Below are 23040 nucleotides of genomic sequence, written 5' to 3' on the forward strand. Positions count from 1 at the left end.
CCGCTCATACGACCACGTTCACGAGCTTGGGGGCCCGCACGATGACCTTGCGCACCTCGCGCCCGTCGATCGAGCGCTGCACGTTCTCCTCGGCCAGCGCCAGTGCGGTGAGCTCGTCGTCGGTGACGTCGGGCGAGACGTCGAGCTTGGCCCGCACCTTGCCCTGCACCTGCACGACGCACGTGACGGTGTCCGCGACGAGGAGCGCGGGGTCGGCCTGGGGGAAGGCGGCACGCGTGAGCGAGGTGTCGTGGCCCAGCAACGACCACAGCTCCTCGGCCACGTGCGGTGCGAACGGGGCCAGCATGAGCACGAGCGGCTCCAGCGCCGACCGGCTCGTCACCGAGGCCTTGGTCAGGTGGTTGGTCAGCTCGATCAGCTTGGCGATCGCCGTGTTGAAGCGCAGCGCGTCCATGTCGGCCGAGACGCCGTCGATGGTGCGGTGCAGCACGCGCAGGGTGTCGCGGTCCGGCTCGACGTCGTCGGCCTTGACGTCACCGGACTCCTCGTCGACGACCAGGCGCCACACCCGCTGGAGGAACCGCTGCGAGCCGACGACGGCGCGCGTCTCCCACGGTCGCGACTGGTCGAGCGGGCCCATGCTCATCTCGTAGACCCGGAACGTGTCGGCGCCGAACTCGTCGTACATCTCGTCGGGCGTGACGACGTTCTTCAGGCTCTTGCCCATCTTCCCGTACTCGCGGGAGACCGGGCTGCCCTCGTACGTGTAGGTCGTGGTGCCGTCGTCGGCCACCTGCTCGACCACCGCGTCGGCCGGTACGTAGGTCCCGCGCGCGTCGGTGAAGGCGTACGCCTGGATGTAGCCCTGGTTGAACAGCCGGTGGAACGGCTCCTCGCTGCTCACGTGTCCCAGGTCGAACAGCACCTTGTGCCAGAACCGGGCGTAGAGCAGGTGCAGCACCGCGTGCTCCACCCCGCCGACGTAGAGGTCGACACCGCCCGTGGACTTGGCGTCCGTGGGACCCATCCAGTAGGCCTCGTTGGCCGGGTCGACGAGGGCGTCGGCGTTGTGCGGGTCGAGGTAGCGCAGCTGGTACCAGCTGGAGCCGGCCCAGTTGGGCATGGTGTTGGTGTCGCGGCGGTACCGGCGCGGTCCGTCGCCCAGGTCGAGCTCGACGTCGAGCCAGTCGTGCGCGCGGCCGAGCGGGGGCTCGGGCTCGCTCGTGACGTCGTCGGGCTCGAACGTGCGCGGCGAGTAGTCGGGCACGTCGGGCAGCTCGACGGGCAGGAGGTGGTCGGGCACGGCGTGCGGGTGGCCGTCCTCGTCGAAGACGATCGGGAAGGGCTCGCCCCAGTAGCGCTGGCGCGAGAAGAGCCAGTCGCGCAGCCGGTAGGTGGTGGTGCCGGTGCCTCGCCCCTTCTCCTCGAGCCAGGCGATGATGCGCGACTTCGCCTCCGCGACGCCCAGCCCGTCGAGGCTGACCTCGTCGTTGGCCGAGGCCGTGGCGACCCCGTCGCCGGTCCAGGGCAGGTCGTCCCCGCCGGTGACGACCCGAGGGGTCGGCAGGCCGAACGCCGTCGCGAACTCGAAGTCGCGCTCGTCGTGCGCCGGGACGGCCATGATGGCGCCCGTGCCGTAGCCCACGAGCACGTAGTCGGCCACGAAGACCGGCACACGCTCGCCGTTCACCGGGTTGACCGCGAAGGCGCCGGTGAAGACGCCCGTCTTGTCCTTGTTCTCCTGGCGCTCGACGTCGGTCTTGCGGGCCGCCGCGTGGCGGTACGCCGCCACGGCCTCCGACGGGGACGCCGCGCCGGCGGTCCACCGGGAGTCGGTGCCGTCGGGCCACTCGTCGGTCAGGATCGCGTCGACCAGCTCGTGCTCCGGCGCCAGCACCATGTAGGTGGCGCCGAACAGGGTGTCCGGCCGGGTCGTGAACACGCGGATCGTGGCGTTCTCGACCGCGGGGACGTCGAAGTCGACCTCGGCGCCGTGCGAACGACCGATCCAGTTGCGCTGCATGAGCTTGACCGGCTCCGGCCAGTCGACGCGCTCGAGGTCGTCGACGAGCCGGTCGGCGTACGCCGTGATGCGCATCTGCCACTGGCGCAGGTTGCGCTGGAAGACCGGGAAGTTGCCGCGCTCGCTGCGGCCCTCGGCCGTGACCTCCTCGTTGGAGAGCACGGTCCCGAGCGCCGGGCACCAGTTGACCGGCGACTCGCTGACGTACGCCAGACGGTGGGGATCGATGACGGCCGGGTCGTCGGTTCCAAGCTTCTCGCGCAGCTCGGAGATCGGCCGCGCCCGCCCAGCCTCCTCGTCGTACCAGGAGTCGAAGATCTGCAGGAAGATCCACTGCGTCCAGCGCACGAAGTCCGGGTCGATCGTGGCGAACGACCGGCGGGAGTCGTGGGCGAGCCCGAGCCGACGCAGCTGACGTCGCATGTTCGCGATGTTCGCGAGCGTGTTGGCCCTCGGGTGCTCACCGGTCTGGATCGCGTGCAGCTCGGCCGGCAGGCCGAAGGCGTCGTAGCCGAGCGTGTGCAGCACGTTGCGGCCCTTCATCCGCTGGTGCCGGCCCACGACGTCGGTGGCGATGTAGCCGAGCGGGTGTCCCACGTGCAGGCCCGCGCCGGAGGGGTACGGGAACATGTCCATCAGGTAGTAGGTGGACTCCGAGACCGTCGTCTCCCCGGCCAGGTCGCCGACCGGGTTGGGCGCGTCGAAGGTGCCGTCGTCGGCCCACCGCTCCTGCCAGCGTGCCTCGATCTCGGCGGCCAGCTCGGCGGTGTAGCGGTGCGACGTCACGGGACTGGACGTCGATGGGCGGTCGGTGGTGCTCACCGGACGATGCTACCGACGCACCGCCCACGGCCCGGCACCCGAGCCCGCCGTCGCCCGGGCCACGTCGACTCCTCGACGGTCCCGGCCGAGGCGGACCTCTTGACGCCGCGGTCGGGGGGTGGGCATTCTTTCTGCACACGGAGTGCAACTAGGCGCTCGTCGGGGGAAGGAAACCACCATGGAGCACGTCCGTCCACGCAGGGGTGCGGTCGCGACCGTCGTCGCACTCCTCGCCGTCCTGGCAGGCCTGCTGGCCACGCCGACGACCGCCACCGCGGCCGAGAACCCGTACGAGCGGGGGCCTGCGCCGACCACCGCGTCCATCGAGGCCGCTCGCGGTCCGTACGCGACGTCCAGCACGACCGTCTCGTCGTTCGCCGCCCGCGGCTTCGGCGGCGGGACGATCTACTACCCGACCTCGACGGCGGACGGCACGTTCGGCGCCGTGGCCGTCTCACCCGGCTACACCGCAGCGCAGAGCTCGATCTCGTGGCTCGGCCCACGACTGGCGTCCCAGGGCTTCGTCGTCTTCACCATCGACACCAACAGCCGCTACGACCAGCCCGGCAGCCGGGCCGACCAGCTGGCGGCCGCCCTGGACTACCTGACCGAGAGCAGCACCGTCCGTTCCCGCGTCGACGCGTCGCGGCTCGCCGTCATGGGCCACTCGATGGGCGGCGGTGGAGCGATCGAGGCCGCCAGCGACGACCCGAGCCTCAAGGCCGCCGTCGCGCTGACGCCCTGGCACCTGACCAAGACCTGGTCGCGCGTGAGCACACCGACGATGGTCGTCGGAGCCGAGAACGACAGCGTGGCCTCCACCCGGTCGCACGCCGTCCCGCTCTACTCCGGGATCCCGTCGAGCACGCCGAAGGCATACCTCGAGCTGCGGGGGGCGAGTCACTTCGCGCCGAACACCAGCAACACCACCATCGCGAAGTACTCCCTCGCCTGGCTGAAGCGCTGGGTCGACGACGACACGCGCTACACGCAGTTCATCGCCCCGGGTCCGGGGACGAGCACGGCGATCTCGGACTGGCGGCGCTCGGGCTACTGAGCATCGAGCACGAAGGACGTCGGCGAGGCCGCGGGTGCCACCACCAGGGGTGGGCACCCGCGGCCTTCCTCGTCGCGGCCCTGCCCGGCCCGGTCGCTACGCTCACCGCATGCGTCAACGCCTCGCCCGCTTCGTGATCCGTCGCATGGGTTACACGATGAAGGGGAAGACACCGCCCTCGGGGATCCTGGTCGGTGCCCCGCACACCTCGAACTGGGACTTCGTCACGATGCTGCTCGTCATGTGGCACGACGGCGCGCACCCGCGCGTCCTGGTCAAGAAGGAGCTGTTCAAGGGCCCGCTCGGCTGGCTGCTCAAGCGCCTGGGTGGGGTGCCGCTCGATCGCGACAACGCGGCCACGGTCGTCTCCGACCTGGCTGCCGAGGCCAGTTCCGGCGAACCCTTCCGGCTCGTGATCGCGGCCGAGGGAACCCGCTCCAGGAGCGAGTACTGGAAGTCGGGGTTCTACCGGCTCTCGCAGCAGACCGGCCTGCCGATCACGCTCGCGTTCTTCGACCCGCCGACGAAGACGATGGGCTACGGCCCGACGTTCAGCCCGAGCGGCGACGTCAAGGCCGACATGGACCTCGTGCGTGCCTTCTACGCCGACAAGCTCGGCATCAAGCCCGCCGACGCCACCGTCCCGCGCCTGCGCGAGGAGTAGGCCCTACGACCCGTCGGAGGTGCCGGCGGACTCGTCGGCGGGCGTCGGGACCACGAGTGGCTTGAGGCGCACCCAGGCGAGGAAGATCGCCGCGACCACGAGCATGCCGATCCCGGCCCAGAGGTTGATGTTGAGCCCGTCGCCCTTGGCCAGCTCCTCCTCCGTCGCCCGGAACAGACCGAGACAGGTGAGGATCAGCCCGTACAGGCCGAGCAGGCCGCCGATGAGGGTGCGGATGTCGAACGCGCCCGCGGTGTGCTTCTCGCTCATGCTTCGCTCCTACCGGAAGACCACGTTGAGGACGACGACGATGGCGAGCCCGATGCCCGCCAGCTTCACCGGCGACTGGTACCAGGGAAGCACGCCCTCGTCGGGATCGACGAGGTCCTCCTTGGGCGTCAGGGAGTAGACGAGGCCCACCAGCTCCTTCTCGGGCTTGGCTGCGGTGGCCATCGTCACGGCCACGCTGACCACGATGTCGACGGCGAAGGCCGCTCCGGCCGCCACGAAGGACGCGCCCTGGCCCGACAGCCCGATCACCCCGAGGCTCATCGGCCCGAGGGCGTCCTCGCTGAGGACGGCCACCAGCACCGCTGCGTCCGTGCCGGCCACCAGTCCGGACCAGCCGGCCGCGGCCGACATCCGCTTCCAGAACATGCCGAGGATGAACGTGGCGAACAGCGGGGCGTTGAAGAACCCGAAGAGGGTCTGCAGGTAGTCCATCAGGTTGTCGTAGTTGGACGCGATCAGCGCGGTGCCGATGGCGGTCACCGTCGCGCCGACGGTCGCCAGTCGGCCGACCCGGAGGTAGTAGCCGTCCTCGCGGTCCTTGACCACGTACTGCTGCCACAGGTCGTAGCTGAAGACCGTGTTGAAGGCCGAGATGTTGGCCGCCATGCCCGCCATGAACGACGCGAGCAGACCGGCCAGCGCGACGCCGAGCATGCCGTTGGGCAGCAGGTCGCGCATCAGCAGGAGGATCGCGTCGTTGTAGGTGGCGCCCTGGGCGTCTCCCCCGGCCTTGAGCGAGGCCAGCTCGGGCACCACGATCGCCGCGATGATGCCCGGGATGATGACGATGAACGGGATGAACATCTTCGGGAAGGCGCCGATGATCGGTGCCCGCCGTGCGGCCGACATCGACGACGAGGCCATCGCGCGCTGGACCTCCACGAAGTTCGTCGTCCAGTAGCCGAACGACAGCACGAAGCCGAGCCCGAGCACCAGGCCGACGACCGACCAGAACGGGTCGTCGATGCCGGTGAGGTCGGTGCCGGGCCACGACGACAGCTGCTCCGGGCCGGGCTGCACCTGGTCGACGATGCCCTGCCAGCCGCCCACCTTGTGCAGCGCGATGACCGTCAGCGGAACGAGCGCCGCGACGATGACGAAGAACTGCAGGACCTCGTTGTAGATCGCCGCCGAGAGGCCGCCGAGCGCGGTGTAGCTGAGCACGACGGCGGCTGCCGCGACGAGCGAGACCCACAACGGCCAGCCGAGCAGCCGGTTCACGATCGTCGCCAGGAGGTAGAGGTTGATGCCGGCGATCAGCAGCTGGGCGATCGAGAAGCTGAGCGCGTTGACCAGGTGGGCGCCCGTGCCGAAGCGGCGGCGCATGAACTCGGGGACGCTGCGCACGCCGGAGCCGTAGTAGAACGGCATCATCACGACACCGAGGAAGAGCATCGCGGGCACGGCGCCGATCCAGAAGTAGTGCACGGTCGCCATGCCGTACTCGGCGCCGTTGGCGCTCATGCCCATGATCTCGACCGCGCCGAGGTTGGCCGCGATGAACGCCAGCCCCGTCACCCAGGCGGGCAGCGACCTGCCGGAGAGGAAGAAGTCGATGCTCGTCGAGACCTGGCGCCGCGCCAGCACCCCGATGCCGAGCACGACGGCGAAGTAGATCGCCACGATCGTGTAGTCGAAGAAGTCCGCGTCGAGCCGGAACGATCCGTCCGCGGCCGCCAACGATGGTCCTGCGAGTGCGTGCACCACTCCCCCTCTCATGGTTCATCCCTGCAACGAGATGGACCAGCAGCACCGTACGCCCGCCCGGGCTTGCGCGCGCGTCGGGGCCGGCCACCTTCGGCGCCGACGTCTCGACCGAGAACGCGGCCCCGGGGTGGTGCGGTGCACGTTCCACCGTCCCGGCGCTGAGACGGTGGAGAACTCACCGGACGTCGTCGCTCGGTGGAGAAGTCAGCGCTCGGGGGGCTAGCTGAGGGCGCAGTAGGCCTCGACCTTGGGGGTCGGGCCCGAGACGATGAGCTCGTCGCCGGTGGTGACGAACGTGTCGGCCTTGGCGTAGGTGAAGTCCTCACCACGAGTCTTGAGTCCGACGACCGTCACGCCGTACTTCTGCCGGACGTTGGAGTCCGTGAGCGTCCGGTCGACGGTGCACTCGGGGGCCCGCGTGCGCGCGATCGCGAAGCCGTCGTCGAACTCGATGAAGTCGGTCATGGTGCCGGTGACCAGGTGCGCCACCCGCTTGCCCATCTGCGACTCCGGACGGATCACGTGCGTGGCTCCGACCCGCTCGAGGATCGCCGCGTGCTTGCCGCTGATCGCCTTGGCCCACACCTCCTTGACCCCGAGGTCCAGCAGGCCGAGCACCGTGAGCACGCTCGCCTCGATGTCGGTGCCGATGCCCACGACGGCGACGCCGAACTGCTCCGCGCCGATCTGGCGCAACGCCTCGGTGTCGGTGGTGTCGGCCGCCACGACGTGGGTGAAGTCGCTCGCGTACCTCTGGACGATCTCGGGACGCTCGTCGACGGCCAGCACGTCGTGTCCGAGCTGCACCAACGATCGCGCCACGGCGGAGCCGAAGCGACCGAGCCCGAGGACGATGACGGGCGCGTTGGCGGGGGTGTCCTTTGCCTTAGCCAATGATCGGTTGCTCCTCGGGAAGGTGGTAGCGCGGCGCTCGCCGCCTCAGGATGAAGGCGGACGCAGCCGCAATGGTGCCCACTCGGCCCACGAACATCAAGACCGCGAGCACCAGCTTGGCACTGTCGGGCAGCTGTGGAGTGAGTCCGGTGCTGAGTCCGACCGTGGCGAACGCCGACGTGCACTCGAACAGGACCTGCTCGAACGAGAAGTCCGTGAGGACCATGACGAGCAGGGTCGTCGACATCACGAGCATCACCGAGATGAGCGCGATGCTCAGCGCGGTGCGCACGACCGCCGGCCCGACCGAGCGGTTGCCGACCGTCACCTCCGGGTCGCCGCGCAGCTCGGCGAGGATCACGAAGGCCAGCAGCAGGAAGGTGGTCACCTTGATCCCGCCGGCGGTGCTGGCACTGCCGCCACCGATGAACATGAGGATGGTGCCGATGGACAGGGTCTCCCCCGACACCGCACCCCAGTCGAAGCTGTTGAGCCCACCCGACCTCGGCATGATGCCGCCCTCGATGCCCGTCACGAGCTTGTCGTGCAGCGACATCGGAGCGAGGGTGTCCGGATTGGCCCACTCGAGGGCCAGGAAGGCCGCGGCGCCGAAGGCCAGCAGACCGATCGACCCCCAGACCGTGAGTCGCGTGTGGATGGTCCAGCGGGCGGGCGTCCGCCACTCCTTGAAGAGCTCGGCGAGCACCGGGAACCCCATGGCCCCCACGAACACGCCTACGCAGATCGGGATGATGACGAGGCCGTCGCCCGCGTAGCCGATCAGGCTGTCGCTGTTGAGGGAGAAGCCGGCGTTGTTGAACGCCATGACCGAGTCGAAGACGCCGTGCCACAGCGCCGTCGGCAGGTCGTCGAAGTAGGTCAGGCGGTACCGAACGGTCAGGAACGCCGCGATCGCACCCTGGAAGCCGAGCATCATCACCGCGACGCGGCGGAACAGGGGACGGACCTCGCCGATGTTGACGACGTGCATGTCGGCCTGCGCGACCAGACGGGTGCGCAGCCCCAGACGGCCGCCGATGAACAGGCCGAGCACCGTGGCCAGGGCGACGATGCCGAGGCCGCCGATCTCGACGAGGACGAGGATGATCGCCTGGCCGGCAGGGCTCCAGTAGGTCGACGTGTCGACGCTCGCCAGACCCGTGACGGTGACGGCCGACGCGGACGTGAAGAAGGCGTCGACGACGTCGGCACGCCCCTGTGCACTGCGGGCGACCGGCATCAGCAGGAGGGCGGTGCCGAGGAGGATCAGGGCGAAGAACGTGAGTGGCAGCAGCCGCACTGGGTGCGCGATGGCAGCCGGGATCCTCGGACGTGGCACGCCACGACCGTACCCCTACCGGAGGCTTCGGGGGGCCGTACGTGGCTGCTACGGTCTCCTGATGCCTTCCAGCCCCTCTGCCGCCGTCGGCCGGTTGGCCCGAGTGGCCGTCTCGCGCTCCGGCGTGGCGCTCCTGATGAGCCTCGCCCTCCCCACCGCCGCCCTCCTGCTCGTGCTGGTCGCCGACTCCGTGGGCACCGAGCGGGTCGCGCTCGCCCTCGTGGCGGTCTCGCTCGTCGGCGAGTACCTGCTGCTCTCCGGCCCGCCGGCGGTGCGGACGGGCCTGCACCAGGCGTCGCTCGGCATCCCGGTCCGCTTCGTGGTGCGGCTCCTCGCCGTGCTCACGCTCCTGAACCTGCCCGACGACCGCACGGCCCACACGTCGACGGCCTTCGTCGGTCTCGCGACGCTGGTGGCCCTGTGCGGACGCGCCCTGCACCACGAGTACCGCCGGGTCGGCTCGCTGCGCCCCCTGCGCACCCGCAACATCCCGGGTGACCCGTCCATCGCGGTCGAGCCCCCGGCACGCGTGCTCGAGGTGTGCCTCGCCCAGGCGGCGGTGCTCGTCGTCGGACCCCTCGGCGCGCCCTTCTGGCTGGTCCTGCTCGTCGGCGTGCTCGCCGTCGCCGCCCTGGCCTACGTCACCGTTCCCGACGCCCGGACCTCGTGGCGGATGCGCCAGGCCAAGCGCGCGACGGGGTTCACCCCTGCCCTGCGCCAGGTGCAGGACTTCCTCGACGAGTACCAGCCCGAGGTGGTGCTGCACCTCAGCGGTCCGCTCGGCTCGGCCTACCAGGTCAACACCTGGCTCGAGTCGCTCGAGGCCCTCGACCGCCGGGTGCTCGTGGTGCTGCGCGACGCGCCGCTCTTCGACACCATCCGCCACACCGACCTGCCGACCCTGCAGCTGGCCAACGCCGGCGAGCTGCTCATGCTCGACTTCGCCAGCGTCAAGGTCGCCCTGTACCCGTCGAACACGGGCAACAACATCCACCTGCTGCGCCTGCCGCACATCATGAGTGCGTTCGTGGGCCACGGCGACAGCGACAAGTCGGCCTCGGCCAACCCGTTCTCGCGGGTCTACGACGAGCTGTGGGTGGCCGGGGAGGCCGGTGCCGACCGCTACCGCAAGTCCGGGCTCGGCATCCACGAGAGCCAGTTCCGGTTCGTCGGCCGCCCCCAGGTGCACTCCATCTCCTCGAGCCCGCGGGTCGGCGAGGAGGACGTGCCGACGATCCTGTACGCCCCCACCTGGGAGGGCGTGAACACCCTGCAGGAGTACTCGTCGATCTCCGCCGTCGGCGCGAGGATCGTCGAGGCCGTGCTCGGCTCCCCCACCCCGGCACGCCTCGTCTACAAGCCGCACCCCTTCACCGGCCAGCGCGACGCCAAGTACCGCGCCGTCGACGCCGCGATCGCGGCACGCGTCCGCGAGGCCGCCGCCTCCTCCGGCATCGACCACAAGGTGGTGCGCAGCGGTCCCATCGAGCCCTGGTTCAACCGCGCCACGGCACTGTTCACCGACGTCTCGAGCGTGGTCTCGGACTTCCTGGCCAGCGAGAAGCCGATCGCCGTGTTCAACCACACCGGGCACGGCGGCACCCCGCTCGACGAGACGACGTTCCGCGCCGAGTACCCCTCCGCGTCGGCCGCCACCATCGTGGGCCCCGACGGCTCGGGCATCGAGGAGCTCGTGCAGGTCGCCACCGGCCAGGTCCCCGACGAGCGCGCGGCCGAGCGGACCCGCCTCGCCACCTACCTCCTGGGGGCACCGGAGAAGCGCACCCTCGAGTCCTTCCGCGCCAGCGTCGAGGCGTTCATCGCCCGCGCGGAGGGCGAGCGCGAGCAGTACTTCGGCCAGACCCAGTCACATGACCCGAGCGACTCCGACGACAGCCTCGGCGACGTCGAGTAGGCAGCGTCAGGGCCTCCCGGTGGCGGGCGTCCCGGACGGTAGGGTGGCCCGGTGACCGAGGCACCCGACAAGATCGCGATCGCGATCGTCACGTTCAACCGGTCCGCGTTCCTCGCCGAGCTCCTGCAGAGCGCCGCGGCGATGACGACGCCGGCGTGGCGCATCGTCGTCGTCGACAACGCCAGCACCGACGACACCCAGCAGGTGCTCGCCGACGCCCAGGCCTGGTTCCCCGACGGCGTGCTCGTGAACCGACTGCTCGACACGAACACGGGCGGCTCGGGCGGATTCAGCGAAGGCACCCGCGTGGCGCTCGAGCTGGGGGCCGACTGGGTGTGGCTCATGGACGACGACGTCGAGATCCTGCCCGACGCGCTCGAGCGCTTCGCCCCCTGGATGGAGCGGTTCGGCTGCATCCACGGCCGGCGCTACGACTTCGACGGCTCACCCTTCTACTGGCAGGCCAAGTTCAACCAGTTCCTCGGCGTCCCGCTCCCCTACAGCGTCAAGGACTTCGACCGCGGCGGCTACGCCGTCACGAACTCGGGCACCTTCGAGGGGATGCTGGTCAGCGCCGACGTCGTGCGCCTCATCGGCCTGCCCGACCCGCGCTTCTTCATCTCCTGGGACGACGCCGCCTACGCCTGGCTGGCCGCCCAGCACACCACGGTCGTGTACGTCGACGAGTTCGTGCTCAAGCGCAAGCGGGAGCAGCAGCAGGTCAACCTGGGCATCCGGCACCTCAACGACGGCTCGCCCCTGTTCCGCTTCCACGTGATCCGCAACCGCGCCTACGTCGGCAAGTACTTCCGCGAGTACGGCAAGCTCAACCGCCTCGGCTTCGGCCTCGGCACCGCGCTGACCCTCGCCAAGGAGGTGTTCCGGCTCGTCGTCGTGCAGCACACCCTCAAGGGTGTCGGCGACCTCGTGCGGGGGTTCCGCGCCAACCGGGCGATCTGGCGCGACGACACGTGGCGGCCGATGGACCCGTCCGACGTCCCGCCGGCGCTCCCCCCGGCCACCGAGCCGGAGGTGCGACGATGACCGACCTCGTAGTGGTGGGTGCGGGCTTCTTCGGACTGACGGTCGCCGAGCGCATGGCCGAGCAGGGTCGCCAGGTGCACGTGGTCGACCGTCGCGACCACATCGGCGGCAACGCGTACTCCGAGGCCGAGCCGCGGACCGGCATCGAGGTCCACCGGTACGGGGCGCACCTGTTCCACACCTCCAACGAGCGGGTGTGGGAGTACGTCAACCGGTTCACCGCGTTCACGCCCTACCAGCACCGCGTGTACTCCACGTACCGCGACGAGGTGTTCCCGCTGCCCATCAACCTGGGCACCATCAACCAGTTCACCCGCTCGTCGATGTCCCCCTCCGAGGCGCGCGCCTGGGTGGTCGAGCACGCCGCCCGGCAGACCGGGACCCCGGCGAACCTCGAGGAGAAGGCGATCAGCCTGATCGGCGAGCCGCTGTACGAGGCGTTCATCAAGGGCTACACGGCCAAGCAGTGGCAGACCGACCCCACCGAGCTGGGCGCCGACATCATCAGCCGGCTGCCGGTCCGGTACACCTACGACAACCGGTACTTCAACGACACCCACGAGGGTCTGCCGGTCGACGGGTACACGGCCTGGCTGGAGCGGATGGCCGACCACCCGAACATCACGGTCACCCTCGACGTCGACTTCCTCGATCCCGCGTCGGTCGTCTCCAAGGACGCCACGGTCGGCCAGGTGCCGGTCGTCTACACCGGCCCCGTCGACCGCTACTTCGACGACGCGCACGGTCCGCTGTCGTGGCGCACCCTCGACTTCGAGACCGAGGTGCTCGGCGTCGGGGACTTCCAGGGCACGTCGGTGATGAACTACGCCGACGACGACGTCCCGTACACGCGCATCCTGGAGTTCCGGCACTTCCACCCCGAGCGCACGCACTACCCCGACGACGCCACGGTGATCGTCCGGGAGTTCTCGCGGTTCGCCGACGGCACCACCGACGAGCCGTACTACCCGGTCAACACGCCGGCCGACCGCGAACGTCTCCTCGCCTACCGCGCCCTCATGGCCGACGAGCCCGACGTGCACTTCGGTGGCCGCCTGGGCACCTACCAGTACCTCGACATGCACATGGCCATCGGCTCGGCGCTGTCGATGGTCGACAACGCGCTGACCCGATGACCCCCGCACGAACGCCGGGGTCCAGGTGAGCGGCGCACGGGCGGGTCTCGCGGTCCGCGTGCGGCTCTGGCTGATCGGCCGGATCCGACGCTCCCGGTTCCTGCCCACCGGCATGCCCGACAAGCGGGTCGACGTCGCCGCGCTCGAGCAGCCGCTCGCCGCAGACGTGATCGTCTTCCACCCCACGGGCCAGGACACGCTGTACCAGCTGCTGCCGTGGCTCCCGGCGTTCCGTGCCCTCGGCACCACGCACCCGGTCACCATCGTGTTCCGCGACTCCCGCACGGCCGCAGCCGTGCGCACCGCTCTGGCCGAGAGCGGCGACGACGCCGGCGTGACGTGCCTGACGCTCGCCACCTACGGGCAGCTGGACGCCATCCTGAGCCGCAGCCGGGTGCGGCTCGCGCTCTACGTGAACCACGACCCGATCAACTTCGAGTGCCTGCGCTTCACCTCGCTCGCCCACGTCTACCTCGGCCACGGCGACAGCGACAAGGGCGTGTCGGTCTCGAACCAGGTCAAGGCCTACGACCACTGCTTCCTCGCCGGCCGAGCCGCGCTGGAGCGCACGGCCACGCACGTGATGGACTACGACGCCGAGGAGCGCAGCATCCTCATCGGCCAGCCACAGCTCGACGGCTCCCCCGACGTGGTGCCGGCGCCGGACCCGGCCGGGCGACCCACGGTGCTGTACGCCCCCACGTGGGAGGCCTCGCAGCCGTCGGTGTCGTACGGATCGGTCGACGCCCTGGGCCTCGAGCTCGTCCGGGCCCTGCAGCCGACCTACCGCGTCGTCTACCGTCCGCACCCGCTCAACGGCGTGGTGCGGGCCGAGTACGGCGCGGCCGACGCGGCGGTCCGCGAGGCGGCCGACCGGGTCGACCTGCGCGTCCCGCTCGAGCAGTCCTTCGCCGACGCCGACCTGCTCGTCACCGACGTGTCGGCGGTGCCCCTCAACTGGCTCCCCACCGGCAAGCCGATGCTCGTGACCGTGCCGGGGGTGCCGACGCCGGCGAGCCGCATGCTGGAGCTGCTCCCCCGCGTCCGCCGCGGCGACGACCACGCCGCCCTCGTGGCGCACCACCTGGCGGACGACCCCACCCGCCAGGCGCGGACGGCCCTCGTGTCCCACTACCTGACCGACGTCACCCCGGGCGCTGCCACGCAGAGGTTCGTCGACGCGTGCGAGCAGGTCATGGCCCGACGCGACCGGCTCTGGGCCGAGAAGCAGGCCCTGGGCGCCACCGGCCCGTAGCGCGGGCTCGCTCAGCGGGCGAGGCCGACGCGACGCAGCAGGCGGGTCAGGTGCCACCGGCGACGGTTCACCCACTGCGCGGCCACGAGGAAGCGACGCTCCAGCTCGCGCAGCCGCCCCGGGTTCTCGGGGCTGAACGCGAAGTGGCGGTACATGAGCCGCCGCAGCCGGTTCATCCAGCCGGCCGGGACCTCCCGGTACGGCAGCAGGCCGAGCGTCGACCGCTGGTCGAGCAGCTCCTCCACCCGCGCGACCCACGTGTCGTCGTCGGGGTCGTGGAAGTAGTTGTCCGCGAGCCACGCCGGGTCGGGGTGGCGGAAGCGTCCGGCCACCAGCTCGTCCGAGCCGACCAGCAGGCCGCTGCCCTTCAGCACGACGTTGATCTGCGCGGCGCCCACCCCGTAGTCGTCGAGGGCGATGACCGGGACGTCCGCGGCGACGGCCTCGAGCACCGCGGTGGAGCTCACGGTCACCAGACCCACGGCCCGGCGGAGCTGGGCGCGCATGGAGCCGCTCTCCACCACCAGGTTGCCCGGGAGGTCGTCACCTGCGGCCACCCGCTCGGCCATCAGGTCGGGGTAGGAGTCCTGCTCGTGGTGGGTCTGGGACTCGCCCTCCTGCGCCCGGACCTTCACCACCACCTCGAGGTGGGGGTGGGCACGGGCGGTCTCCACGAGCCGGTCCAGCAGGTGCGCACGGTCACGGCGGCCCGACGGCACCTGGGCCTGGGCGGCGAAGACGATGCGGTCCCGCGGCACCTCCGACGGGTCCGCGCGCATGGCGTCCGCGCCCGCGACGACCGGGACACGGTCGATGAAGGGCATGGTCGCCAGCTCGAAGCCCAGCGGCACGGCCAGACGTCGGCTCGCGATGGCGAACTCGCGCAGCTCGCGTCTGCTGTGCACGACGAACACGTCGACCGAGCGCCGGAACCCCAGCCCGTAGGGCAGCACGGGCACGGCGATGCCGGCGAGCCCGCTCACCAGCACCGGTCGATCGGGCGTGTTCGCGACCAGGGAGACGGTGGCCTGCACCGTGTAGCCGCGGGCGGCGAGCAGCAGCACGTCGGGGCGCCACCGCTCGAGCAGCCGCTTCAGGTCCCCCAGCCCGACCACCTCGACGGTGTCGTCCTCGAACCGGGTGCCCTCCAGCGCGTCCGTCAGCTGACGCGGGCTGGGCAGGGCGCTGCTGCGCGCGACGACGAGCAGCGCCCCCCAGTCCTTCGGCAGCCGTCCTGCGAGGGCGGCGCCGTACTTGACGTAGGAGTCCGAGTCGGTGACGACCAGGACCCTGGGCCGCGGACGGTCATCGACGTCCGCGGCCCTGCCGTCGGTGTGGGGGCGGGACCCCGTCACGCACCCACCGTCGACGTGTCCCGACGCAGTCGCTGCATCGGCTTGTGCTCGCCGGGCATGACCCGCTTCACGCCGTCGCCCATGGCCTTCTCGAGCACGCGGATGTCACGCGTGAGGCTCATGAAGCCGTGCGGCTCCAGGCTGGCGGCCTGGTCCGAGCCCCACATCGTGCGGTCGAGCGTGATGTGCCGCTCGACGGCCACGGCACCGAGCGCCACGGCGGCGAGCGAGATCTGCAGGCCGCGCTCGTGGCCCGAGTACCCGACCGGGACGCCGTAGCGCTCCGCGAGCACCGGGATGGTGCGCAGGTTGGCCTCCTCCGGGGGGAGGGGGTACGTCGACGTGGCGTGCAGGACGATCAGCTTCTCCGTGCCGAGGATCTCCACGGCCGCGTCGATCTGCTCCAGCGTGCTCATGCCGGTCGACAGGATGATCGGCTTGCCGGTCGAGGCCAGCTCGCGCAGCAGCTCGTGGTCGGTCACCGAGGCCGAGGCGACCTTGTGCGTCGAGACGCCCATGTCCTCGAGGAACTGCACCGAGGGGACGTCCCACGGCGAGGCGAACCAGTCGACGCCCTGCGCCGCGGCGTGCGCCGCGATCTCGGTGTACTGCTCGGTCTCGAACTCGACCTTGTAGCGGTACTCGAGGTAGCTCATCTCGCCCCACGGCGTCTCGCGACGCGTGTGCTTCATGTCCTCGGGCGTCGCGATGTCGGGGGTGCGCTTCTGGAACTTGACCGCCTGCGCACCCGCGAGGGCAGCCACGTCGATGAGCTTCTTGGCGACGGCGACGTCGCCGTTGTGGTTGATGCCGATCTCTCCGATGACGTACGTCGGGCGGTGACGCCCCACGATCTCCTCACCGATCTGTACCCATTCACTCATGGTCGGGCCCTTCTTCTCCGTGGATGTTCGGATGGTCCTGCGTGATGCGATCGTGCGGGTCGGCGAGCACGCGGTCGGCGAGCTCGCGGACGGCTCCGTCGCCACCTCGGCGGCGGAGCACGTAGGGGGCCGCCACGCGGGCGGCGGAGTGGGCGCCGGCGGGCACGACCGGCCAGCCGACGGCGCGCAGGCACTCGACGTCGTTGACGTCGTTGCCGAGGTAGGCGACGTCGGCGAGCGGGATGTCCAGGTCGCGCGCCCAGGCGGTGAGGGCGGCGATCTTGTCGGTGCACCCGGTCACCGCGTCGACACCGAGCTTCTCGGCCCGGGCGCGGACGACCGGGTTGGTCTCGGTGGACAGCACCAGCACCGGGATCCCGGCCTCGCGCAGGCGTCCGATGCCCAGGCCGTCCGAACGGCTGACCACCACGGACTCGACGCCGTGGGAGTCCAGACGGAGGCTGTCGTCGGTGTGCACGCCGTCGAAGTCCGTCACGACGGCGCGTGCCCGCAGCGGGCACGAGGCCGGGTCGCTGTTCTCGGCCTCGCGCCTCGTGAACAGCTCCTCGGCCAGCCGCAGGTCGTGCTCGGTGTCGATCTCGAGCGCGTCGCGCGGGGAGACCTCCACCATCTCGAGGCGGCCGAAGAACCGGTGCCCGTGCTCGAGGAACCCGTGGGTCCGCATGGCGTAGAAGGCACCCGTCTCGGTGAACTCCGGGGCCCGGTCCTGGCGACGCTGGCGGCGACGCTTGTCGTGGTTCACGCCCTCGGGGCCGTCGGGCCCGAGCCGCCACACGTGCTGCTCGGTGCGGACCACGCTGAAGGCCACGTCCGAGCCACCGGTCGTCACGCAGGCCACGGCGCGGTCGACGTCGTCGGGGTCGATGAAGGGGCTGGTCGCCTGGACGAAGACCGTGACCTCGGGGACGGCGCCGCGGGTGCCGAGAGCAGCGAGGGCGTGGCGCAGGGCCGACTCCGAGGACGCCTCGTCGCCGGCCAGTCGCGCCGGACGGTCGATCACGAGCGCCCCGGCCGCGCGGGCGGCGTAGGCGATCTCGTGGTCGTCGGTGGAGACGACCACCTGGTCGACCGACGAGACGGCACGCAGCGACCGGACGGCACGCACGACCAGCGGCTCGCCACCGAGGGGCCGCAGGTTCTTGCGCGGCACGCCCTTGGAGCCACCGCGTGCGGGGATCACTGCCACCACGCCACCGCGGCGCACGGCGGGACGCGACGAGGACGGGGTGGGGAGCGTCCCGACGCCGACGGACGTCGGGTCGAGGTTGCGCTCGAGGAGCTCGGTCATGTCGGTGACGCTAGGGAGGCCGTCCGTCCGTCAGGTGAACGCCACGGCACCCGCCGACGAACGTCGATCGACCACCTCGAGGGGTCCGTGGGCCACGAGTCGAACCGTGGACCAACAGTGGGTGAACCACCCCGCGCCACGGCTGGATCGCGCGAGGATCGTGGCTACCGTGGCGCCGTGAACGCCATGGAGCAGACCCGCCGGACGAGCCCGGCCGCCGCCACGACCGCCCGTGCGGAGGCGCCAGTGCGCGTGGTGGCGATCGCCGGCTTCGACTCGCAGCTCAAGTGGTCCGTGGGCATCTGCCGCGAGCTGGAGAGCCGCGGCGCGCAGGTCGAGGTGCTGGCGCCGCGAGGTCGCAGCGCGCTCTCGGACCAGCAGGTCCGCGACGTCGGCTTCAGCGCGGTGCGCACGGTCGACTGGGACGACGTCGTCGAGGCGGCCGCTGCCGCGGACGTGGTGGTCTGTGCGCTGGCGGGACCGCTGGTCCGGCGGCTCACCATCGCGTTGGCCGAGCGCCCCCTGCAGCCCGGTCCGGTCGTCGTCGCCGGCTGGGTCGGGATCATCATCGAGAAGATCACGGCCGGCTACCTCGACCGCTGCGGCGCGGACGTCGTGGCGGTGAACGCTCGGCACGAGCTCGACCAGTTCCGCTTCACCGCCCAGCGGCTCGCCGTCCCGGACGAGAACCTCGTGCTGAGCGGCCTGCCCTTCCTCTCGTCGCGGCCTCGGCCCCAGCGGGACACGCCGGTGCGGACGGTGCTGTTCGCCGACCAGCCCACGGTGCCGTCCGGCGCCGGGGACCGCAGCTACCTGTACCGCCGGCTCGTCGAGCACGCCCGTCGACACCCCGACCGCGAGGTCCTGCTCAAGCCGCGACACCGCCTCGGCGAGGACACCTTCCACCGGATGCACCACCACCCGGAGCAGCTGCTGGCCGACGTCGACCTGCCGCCGAACTTCCGGATCGTCTACACCTCCATCCCCGAGCTGCTCCCCCGCACCGACCTGCTGCTCACGGTCTCCTCGACCGCGTGCCTCGAGGCGGTCGACGCGGGTTGTCGCGTCGCCCTGGTGCTCGACCTGGGCGTGCACGAGCGGCTGGGCAACCACGTCTTCCTCGACAGCGACCTGCTGCGCACGTTCGACCAGATCGACGACGACGACCTCGGCACGCCCGCCGCGGCCTGGGTCGACAGCTACTTCGGTGGCCGCACCTCGTCCTCGGCCGGCACGATCGTGGACCGGGTCGAGAAGCTGCTGGCCAGTGGCGAGCGGCCCTCGCGCCTGGTCCGCTCGTCACCGTACTTCCGCGCGGCCGTCGAGCTCGAGACGGCACGTGCCGCCGGGTCGCTCACCCGGGCACCGGGCCCGTGGGCACGGCGTCGCCACCGGTACGGCGTCGTCCGGGGCACCGTGGTGCACGCCGGCACCCAGCTGCTCCCGCCGGCCCTCATGCGGCCCGTGCGGCACCTCTACCGGCGCGCCCTGGGTCGGGTCTGAGCCTCAGCTGCCGCCGCCGATGGCGGCCGGACCGTCCTCGCGACGGATGTCGATGATGTGCCCGGTCTGCGGCGACAGGAGCACGTCGAGCGACCGCAGGGCGACGACCTCGGACTCCAGCAGGGTGCCCTCGGGCTCGGCCCCGAAGGCCTTGGTGCGCATGGGCGTGCCGGTGCGCTCGGGGTTCACGCAGTTCACCCGCACCTTGCCGGCCCACTCGTCCGCGAGGGCCTGGGTGAGGTTCACCGTGGCGGCCTTGGCCGAGGAGTACAGGGAGTAGCCCTTGCGGCCGCGCGTGTACGACGACGACGTGAACAGCAGCAGCGAGCCGTGGTGCTTGGCCAGGTGCGGGTAGAACTCCTGGGCGATGAAGATCGGGGCGAGGTAGTTGATCTCGGTGGCGGCCCAGATGGTCTCCTCCGACGTCTCGGCGAGGTCGCCGATCGGCAGGACGCCGGCGGTGTTGACCACGAGGTCGATCCGGCCCGACTCGGCCAGCACCTTCTTCGCGGCCGCGGCGACGTCCTCACGACGGTCGACGTGGGTGTTCGTCGACGACCGGGAGAACGTGTGCACCGTGGCGCCGTGCGCCCGCGCCAGCGCGGCGATGTCGCCACCGATGCCGTAGGAGCCGCCGAAGACGACCATGACCTTCCCCGCCAGCGCCTCGCGGTACTGGTTCTCGTCGAGCTCGTCGGGCGCGTCGGCCGAGGCCAGCTGGAACAGCTTGTCGGCGATGTAGACGTCGATCGGCTCGGTGACCTTCATGTTGCGCTCGTGCCCGGCGACGACGGTGATCGGCACCTCCGGCAGGTAGCGCAGCACCACGGTGCAGTCGTCGGTGGCCGTGAAGTCGGGGTCCTGCCAGGCCCGGTCGTAGGCGCGGCGGATGACGGAGGACCGGAAGGCCTGGGGCGTCTGGCCGCGGCGCAGCAGGTGGCGCGGGAGGACGTCCTCGATGCAGCCCGAGGTCGCGTCGACCTGCACCACGGTGTCGGCCGACGGGATGGCGGTGTCGACCGCCTCGTACTCCTGCAGGGCTGCCACGCAGTCGTCGATGATCGTCTGGGAGACGAGCGGGCGGACCGCGTCGTGGAACAGCACGTTGCACTCGTCGTCGCCCAGCGCGGCCAGCGCGCGGCTGGTGGTCTCGTTGCGGGTCTCGCCGCCCTCGAGGATCTGGGTCACCTTGTCGTAGCCGCCCGCGTCGACGATGGCGCGCACCGGGTCGAGGTGGCCGGGCGTCATGAGGATGACGATCTCGTCGATGTTCCTCGACGCCTGGAAGGCGGCGACGGTGTGCTCGAGGATCGTCTTCCCGGCGATCTTGATGAGCTGCTTGGGGATGGAGAGCCCCACCCGGGTCCCGGTTCCACCGGCGAGGATCACGGCCACGTTGCGCAGTTCGGTCACCCGAGGAAGGGTACCTGCGTTCATGTCGGCGTCGCCCACCGTCCTCCTGCCGCTCGCTCCGCTGCGCCAGGCTGGCCGCCATGAGCGTGCGTGCCCTCGTCCTGGCGGACACCGACTCCTACGTGAAGTGGGGTGCGACGCTCGCCGCGACCACGCCGTGGACGTCGCGCCTCGCCGTGCTCGACGGCCACGCCGCACCGAGCCGACGCCAGGTCGCCGACGCGGTCGCCGGCTCGGGGTTCGACGTCGAGCAGGTCACCTGGACCGACGCCGACGCCCTGCGCGAGCTGCTCACGGCCTGGCGCCCGGACGTGCTGGTCCTCGCCGTCCGCGCCCACGCCGTGCCACCGGTGCTGCGTCTGCTCGACGACGCCCCTGGCCGGCCGGTCGTGCTCACGGGCGTGGCCGGCGTCTGCGTCCCGGTGCAGTGGTACGACGTGAACCTGCGCCGCGGCGCCGACGTCTTCGTCGTGCACTCGCGCCGCGAGCGACGCGACCTGGTGGCGGTCGCCGCCCGGCACGACGTGCCGCACCGGGTGGCGCTGGCGACGCTGCCGTTCCTGCGCGTAGCCGCTCGCCGTCCGGTCGAGGTCGGGGCCGGTCGTGGCGCCGTGGCCGCGCCGCCCGCACCCGACGGGCCGGTGGTCTTCGCACCTCAGTCGCTCGTGCCGCACGACGACGCCGGGCGCGAGAGGGTCCTGCGCGGGCTCGCCACCGCCGTGAGGCCGGGGCGCGAGGTGCACGTGAAGGTGCGCTCGCGGGCCGGCGAGGTCGAGGCGCACCGCGGAGCCGGCGACTACGCCGCACTGCTCGCACGCCTGCACGCCGACGGCGCCACGCCTGAGGGACTGCGCGTGGTCGACGGCCCCATGAGCCAGCACCTGCGCGGCGCCTCGGGCTTCGTCACGGTCGGCTCCTCGGCGGCGCTCGAGGCCGTGGCCGCAGGCGTCCCCGCCGTCGTGCTCACCGACCTGGGCGTGGACGACGCTCACCTCAACAGCGTGTTCGTGGGGAGCGGGCTGCTGGGCACGCTCGCCGACGTCGCGCACGGTCGCTTCCGGAGCGTGGACCGCGGCTGGGCGCACGACAACTACTTCCACGACCCCGCTGCCGACGACTGGCAGACCCAGGTCGAGCACCTCCTGGCCGAGCGGGCCCGGCACGGGCTCCCTGCGCCCGCCCGCGTGCCCACCACGCTCGGCAACCGGGTGCGGGGCGTCTACTACCGGCTGGACGCCCTCGCGCCGTGGCGCGGCACGGCGCTCGAGCCGCTCGAGCGCCTGCTCCTGGCCGCGGCCCGCCGGCTCAACCGCGCCGTGCTGCACCTGCGCTGAGTGGCCTTGGGGGGCCGCGAGGGTGGCGGGAGGTAGGTGGCGCGCGCTTCCCGCGGAGCAGCGGTAGGTGGCACGCGGATACGAGCCCGCTTTCCGCGCGCCGTCTACCTCCGAGTTCCGGGATACGCGCCACCTACCGCCCACCCAGGCCGCAGCCCGAGAGCCGAGCCAGCGACGTCGCCGCCGCTCGGTCGAAGGCCCTTTCGGAGGCCACACCCAGCGCGAGCCGCAGCATCGCACCGGCAAGGTCGCGCGCCCCCAGCTGCAGCGCACCAGCAGGCCGCGACGGCCCCCTCAGCCGCCGGGCCGGATGATCGCCTCGTCCTGGCTGCTCTTCCAGCGCCGGAAGCCCTCCTCGGTCTCGCCCCGACGCCAGTACGCGGAGACCGAGAGGTCGGCCCGCTCCACCCGCTCGCGCACGTAGGGGCGCACGGTCTTGAGCAGACCTGACTCGCCGTGGACGAAGGCCTGGACACGGCCCTCGGGCCAGTCCCACGCGCGGACCGCGTCGTCGAGGAGCGAGGTGCTGCCGGCCGGGGCATCGCCGCGGTGCAGCCAGTGCACCGTGACCTCCCCCGCCGTGGGCAGGTCGATCTCGTCGCGGGCGTCGTCGACCTCGCAGAACAGCGTGGCCCGCGCACCCTCGGGCAGGTGCTCCAGCGTCACGGCCAGGGCAGGCAGGGCCGACTCGTCACCCACGAGCAGGTGGTGGTCGACGTCCTCGCGCGGCGAGTAGGCACCGCCGGGTCCGCGCACGTGGATCGTGGCCCCCGGTCGCACCTGCGCCGCCCACGGCCCGGCCACGCCCTCGTCGCCGTGCACGACGACGTCGATCCAGAGCTCGCGGGCCTCGAGGTCCAGGCGTCGCACCGTGTAGGTGCGCAGCACCGGCCACACCTCGTTCGGCAACGTCGCCCTGACGTCGTCGAGGTCGAGCGGATCGGGGTAGTCGACGCCGTCGGCCAGGAACACCAGCTTGACGTAGGAGTCGGCCCAGCCGGACCAGCGTCCGGCGAGCTCGTCGAAGCCCCGGGCGACCTCACCGTCACCGAGCACCAGCCGCTTCAGGTGGGGCGTGACCTCCCGGACGTCGAGCACGGTCAGGTGAGCGGGGCGCGACGTCGACACGATGGG

18 protein-coding genes are annotated in these 23040 nt (G+C 71.4%); 8 read left to right on the forward strand and 10 right to left on the reverse strand.

Annotated features, from left to right (window positions below; all coding sequences use genetic code 11):
• Positions 1-4 precede the first annotated feature (4 nt).
• Positions 5-2806 carry a leucine--tRNA ligase gene (leuS, locus tag ASF37_RS15790; RefSeq protein ID WP_056581632.1) on the reverse strand — a complete coding sequence of 934 codons (2802 nt, stop codon included), beginning with the start codon at positions 2804-2806 and terminating at the stop codon, positions 5-7.
• Positions 2807-2984: 178 nt separating this feature from the next.
• Between leuS and ASF37_RS15795 the strand changes: the two genes are divergently transcribed.
• Together ASF37_RS15795 and ASF37_RS15800 are read left to right on the forward strand one after the other, a co-directional pair.
• A complete protein-coding gene (locus ASF37_RS15795; protein ID WP_055965239.1) occupies positions 2985-3863 on the forward strand; it encodes a serine aminopeptidase domain-containing protein in 879 nt (292 codons plus the stop codon).
• 109 nt (positions 3864-3972) lie between these two features.
• Entirely contained in the window at positions 3973-4527 is a 555-nt protein-coding gene (locus ASF37_RS15800; protein ID WP_055965236.1) for a 1-acyl-sn-glycerol-3-phosphate acyltransferase, read from the forward strand.
• Between the two features lie 3 nt (positions 4528-4530).
• Here the strand turns inward: ASF37_RS15800 and ASF37_RS15805 are convergent, their stop codons facing one another.
• The 4 genes from ASF37_RS15805 to ASF37_RS15820 all read right to left on the reverse strand — a co-directional run bounded on the left by ASF37_RS15805 (position 4531) and on the right by ASF37_RS15820 (position 8758).
• Positions 4531-4797: a hypothetical protein gene (locus tag ASF37_RS15805; RefSeq protein ID WP_056555297.1), complete on the reverse strand. Its 267-nt coding sequence runs from the start codon at positions 4795-4797 to the stop codon at positions 4531-4533.
• A 9-nt stretch (positions 4798-4806) separates the two neighbouring features.
• Positions 4807-6537, reverse strand: coding sequence for a sodium:solute symporter family protein (locus ASF37_RS15810; protein ID WP_056581633.1), 1731 nt, complete (start codon positions 6535-6537; stop codon positions 4807-4809).
• 207 nt (positions 6538-6744) lie between these two features.
• Positions 6745-7419, reverse strand: a complete 675-nt coding sequence (locus ASF37_RS15815; RefSeq protein ID WP_055965227.1) for a TrkA family potassium uptake protein — start codon at positions 7417-7419, stop codon at positions 6745-6747.
• Positions 7412-8758 (reverse strand): TrkH family potassium uptake protein, encoded by a 1347-nt coding sequence (locus ASF37_RS15820; protein ID WP_056581634.1) that lies wholly within the window; start codon positions 8756-8758, stop codon positions 7412-7414. The genes ASF37_RS15815 and ASF37_RS15820 overlap by 8 nt, the downstream gene beginning before the upstream one ends.
• 61 nt (positions 8759-8819) lie before the next feature.
• Here ASF37_RS15820 and ASF37_RS15825 point away from each other — a divergent pair, with 61 nt between their 5' ends.
• Genes ASF37_RS15825 through ASF37_RS15840 form a run of 4 tightly spaced genes read left to right on the forward strand, consistent with a single transcriptional unit; the run spans position 8820 to position 14108 of the window.
• On the forward strand, positions 8820-10673 hold the full coding sequence (locus tag ASF37_RS15825) for a CDP-glycerol glycerophosphotransferase family protein (RefSeq protein ID WP_156368230.1): 1854 nt from the start codon (positions 8820-8822) through the stop codon (positions 10671-10673).
• Positions 10674-10724: 51 nt separating this feature from the next.
• Complete coding sequence (locus ASF37_RS15830) at positions 10725-11717, forward strand: glycosyltransferase (RefSeq protein ID WP_055965218.1); 993 nt, start codon at positions 10725-10727, stop codon at positions 11715-11717.
• The gene (gene glf / locus ASF37_RS15835) at positions 11714-12853 is read left to right on the forward strand and encodes a UDP-galactopyranose mutase (protein ID WP_056581713.1); all 1140 of its coding nucleotides are present in this window, start codon (positions 11714-11716) and stop codon (positions 12851-12853) included. Before ASF37_RS15830 ends, glf begins: the two co-directional genes overlap by 4 nt.
• Positions 12854-12878: 25 nt before the next feature.
• The gene (locus ASF37_RS15840) at positions 12879-14108 is read left to right on the forward strand and encodes a CDP-glycerol glycerophosphotransferase family protein (protein WP_056576056.1); all 1230 of its coding nucleotides are present in this window, start codon (positions 12879-12881) and stop codon (positions 14106-14108) included.
• Positions 14109-14119: 11 nt separating this feature from the next.
• Here ASF37_RS15840 and ASF37_RS15845 read toward each other — a convergent pair whose 3' ends face one another.
• The 3 genes from ASF37_RS15845 to ASF37_RS15855 are packed head-to-tail and all read right to left on the reverse strand — an operon-like array spanning position 14120 to position 17656.
• A complete protein-coding gene (locus ASF37_RS15845) occupies positions 14120-15463 on the reverse strand; it encodes a DUF6716 putative glycosyltransferase (protein ID WP_056576054.1) in 1344 nt (447 codons plus the stop codon).
• A complete protein-coding gene (locus ASF37_RS15850) occupies positions 15460-16347 on the reverse strand; it encodes an N-acetylneuraminate synthase family protein (RefSeq protein ID WP_055965209.1) in 888 nt (295 codons plus the stop codon). The genes ASF37_RS15845 and ASF37_RS15850 overlap by 4 nt, the downstream gene beginning before the upstream one ends.
• The gene (locus tag ASF37_RS15855) at positions 16340-17656 is read right to left on the reverse strand and encodes an acylneuraminate cytidylyltransferase (protein ID WP_082480696.1); all 1317 of its coding nucleotides are present in this window, start codon (positions 17654-17656) and stop codon (positions 16340-16342) included. Before ASF37_RS15855 ends, ASF37_RS15850 begins: the two co-directional genes overlap by 8 nt.
• Before the next feature lie 186 nt (positions 17657-17842).
• On the opposite strand from ASF37_RS15855, the gene ASF37_RS15860 reads away from it, so the two are divergent.
• Positions 17843-19159: a DUF6716 putative glycosyltransferase gene (locus ASF37_RS15860; RefSeq protein ID WP_235499135.1), complete on the forward strand. Its 1317-nt coding sequence runs from the start codon at positions 17843-17845 to the stop codon at positions 19157-19159.
• Positions 19160-19162: 3 nt separating this feature from the next.
• On the opposite strand, the gene ASF37_RS15865 is transcribed toward ASF37_RS15860, so the two are convergent.
• Complete coding sequence (locus ASF37_RS15865) at positions 19163-20572, reverse strand: bifunctional cytidylyltransferase/SDR family oxidoreductase (RefSeq protein ID WP_200931250.1); 1410 nt, start codon at positions 20570-20572, stop codon at positions 19163-19165.
• Positions 20573-20652: 80 nt separating this feature from the next.
• Between ASF37_RS15865 and ASF37_RS15870 the strand changes: the two genes are divergently transcribed.
• Positions 20653-21906, forward strand: a complete 1254-nt coding sequence (locus ASF37_RS15870) for a DUF6716 putative glycosyltransferase (protein ID WP_156367983.1) — start codon at positions 20653-20655, stop codon at positions 21904-21906.
• Positions 21907-22200: 294 nt separating this feature from the next.
• On the opposite strand, the gene ASF37_RS15875 is transcribed toward ASF37_RS15870, so the two are convergent.
• A complete protein-coding gene (locus tag ASF37_RS15875; protein WP_056555279.1) occupies positions 22201-23034 on the reverse strand; it encodes a siderophore-interacting protein in 834 nt (277 codons plus the stop codon).
• Positions 23035-23040 lie beyond the last annotated feature (6 nt).

This window comes from Aeromicrobium sp. Leaf289, assembly GCF_001423335.1.
In the GTDB taxonomy this organism is placed as follows: domain Bacteria; phylum Actinomycetota; class Actinomycetes; order Propionibacteriales; family Nocardioidaceae; genus Aeromicrobium.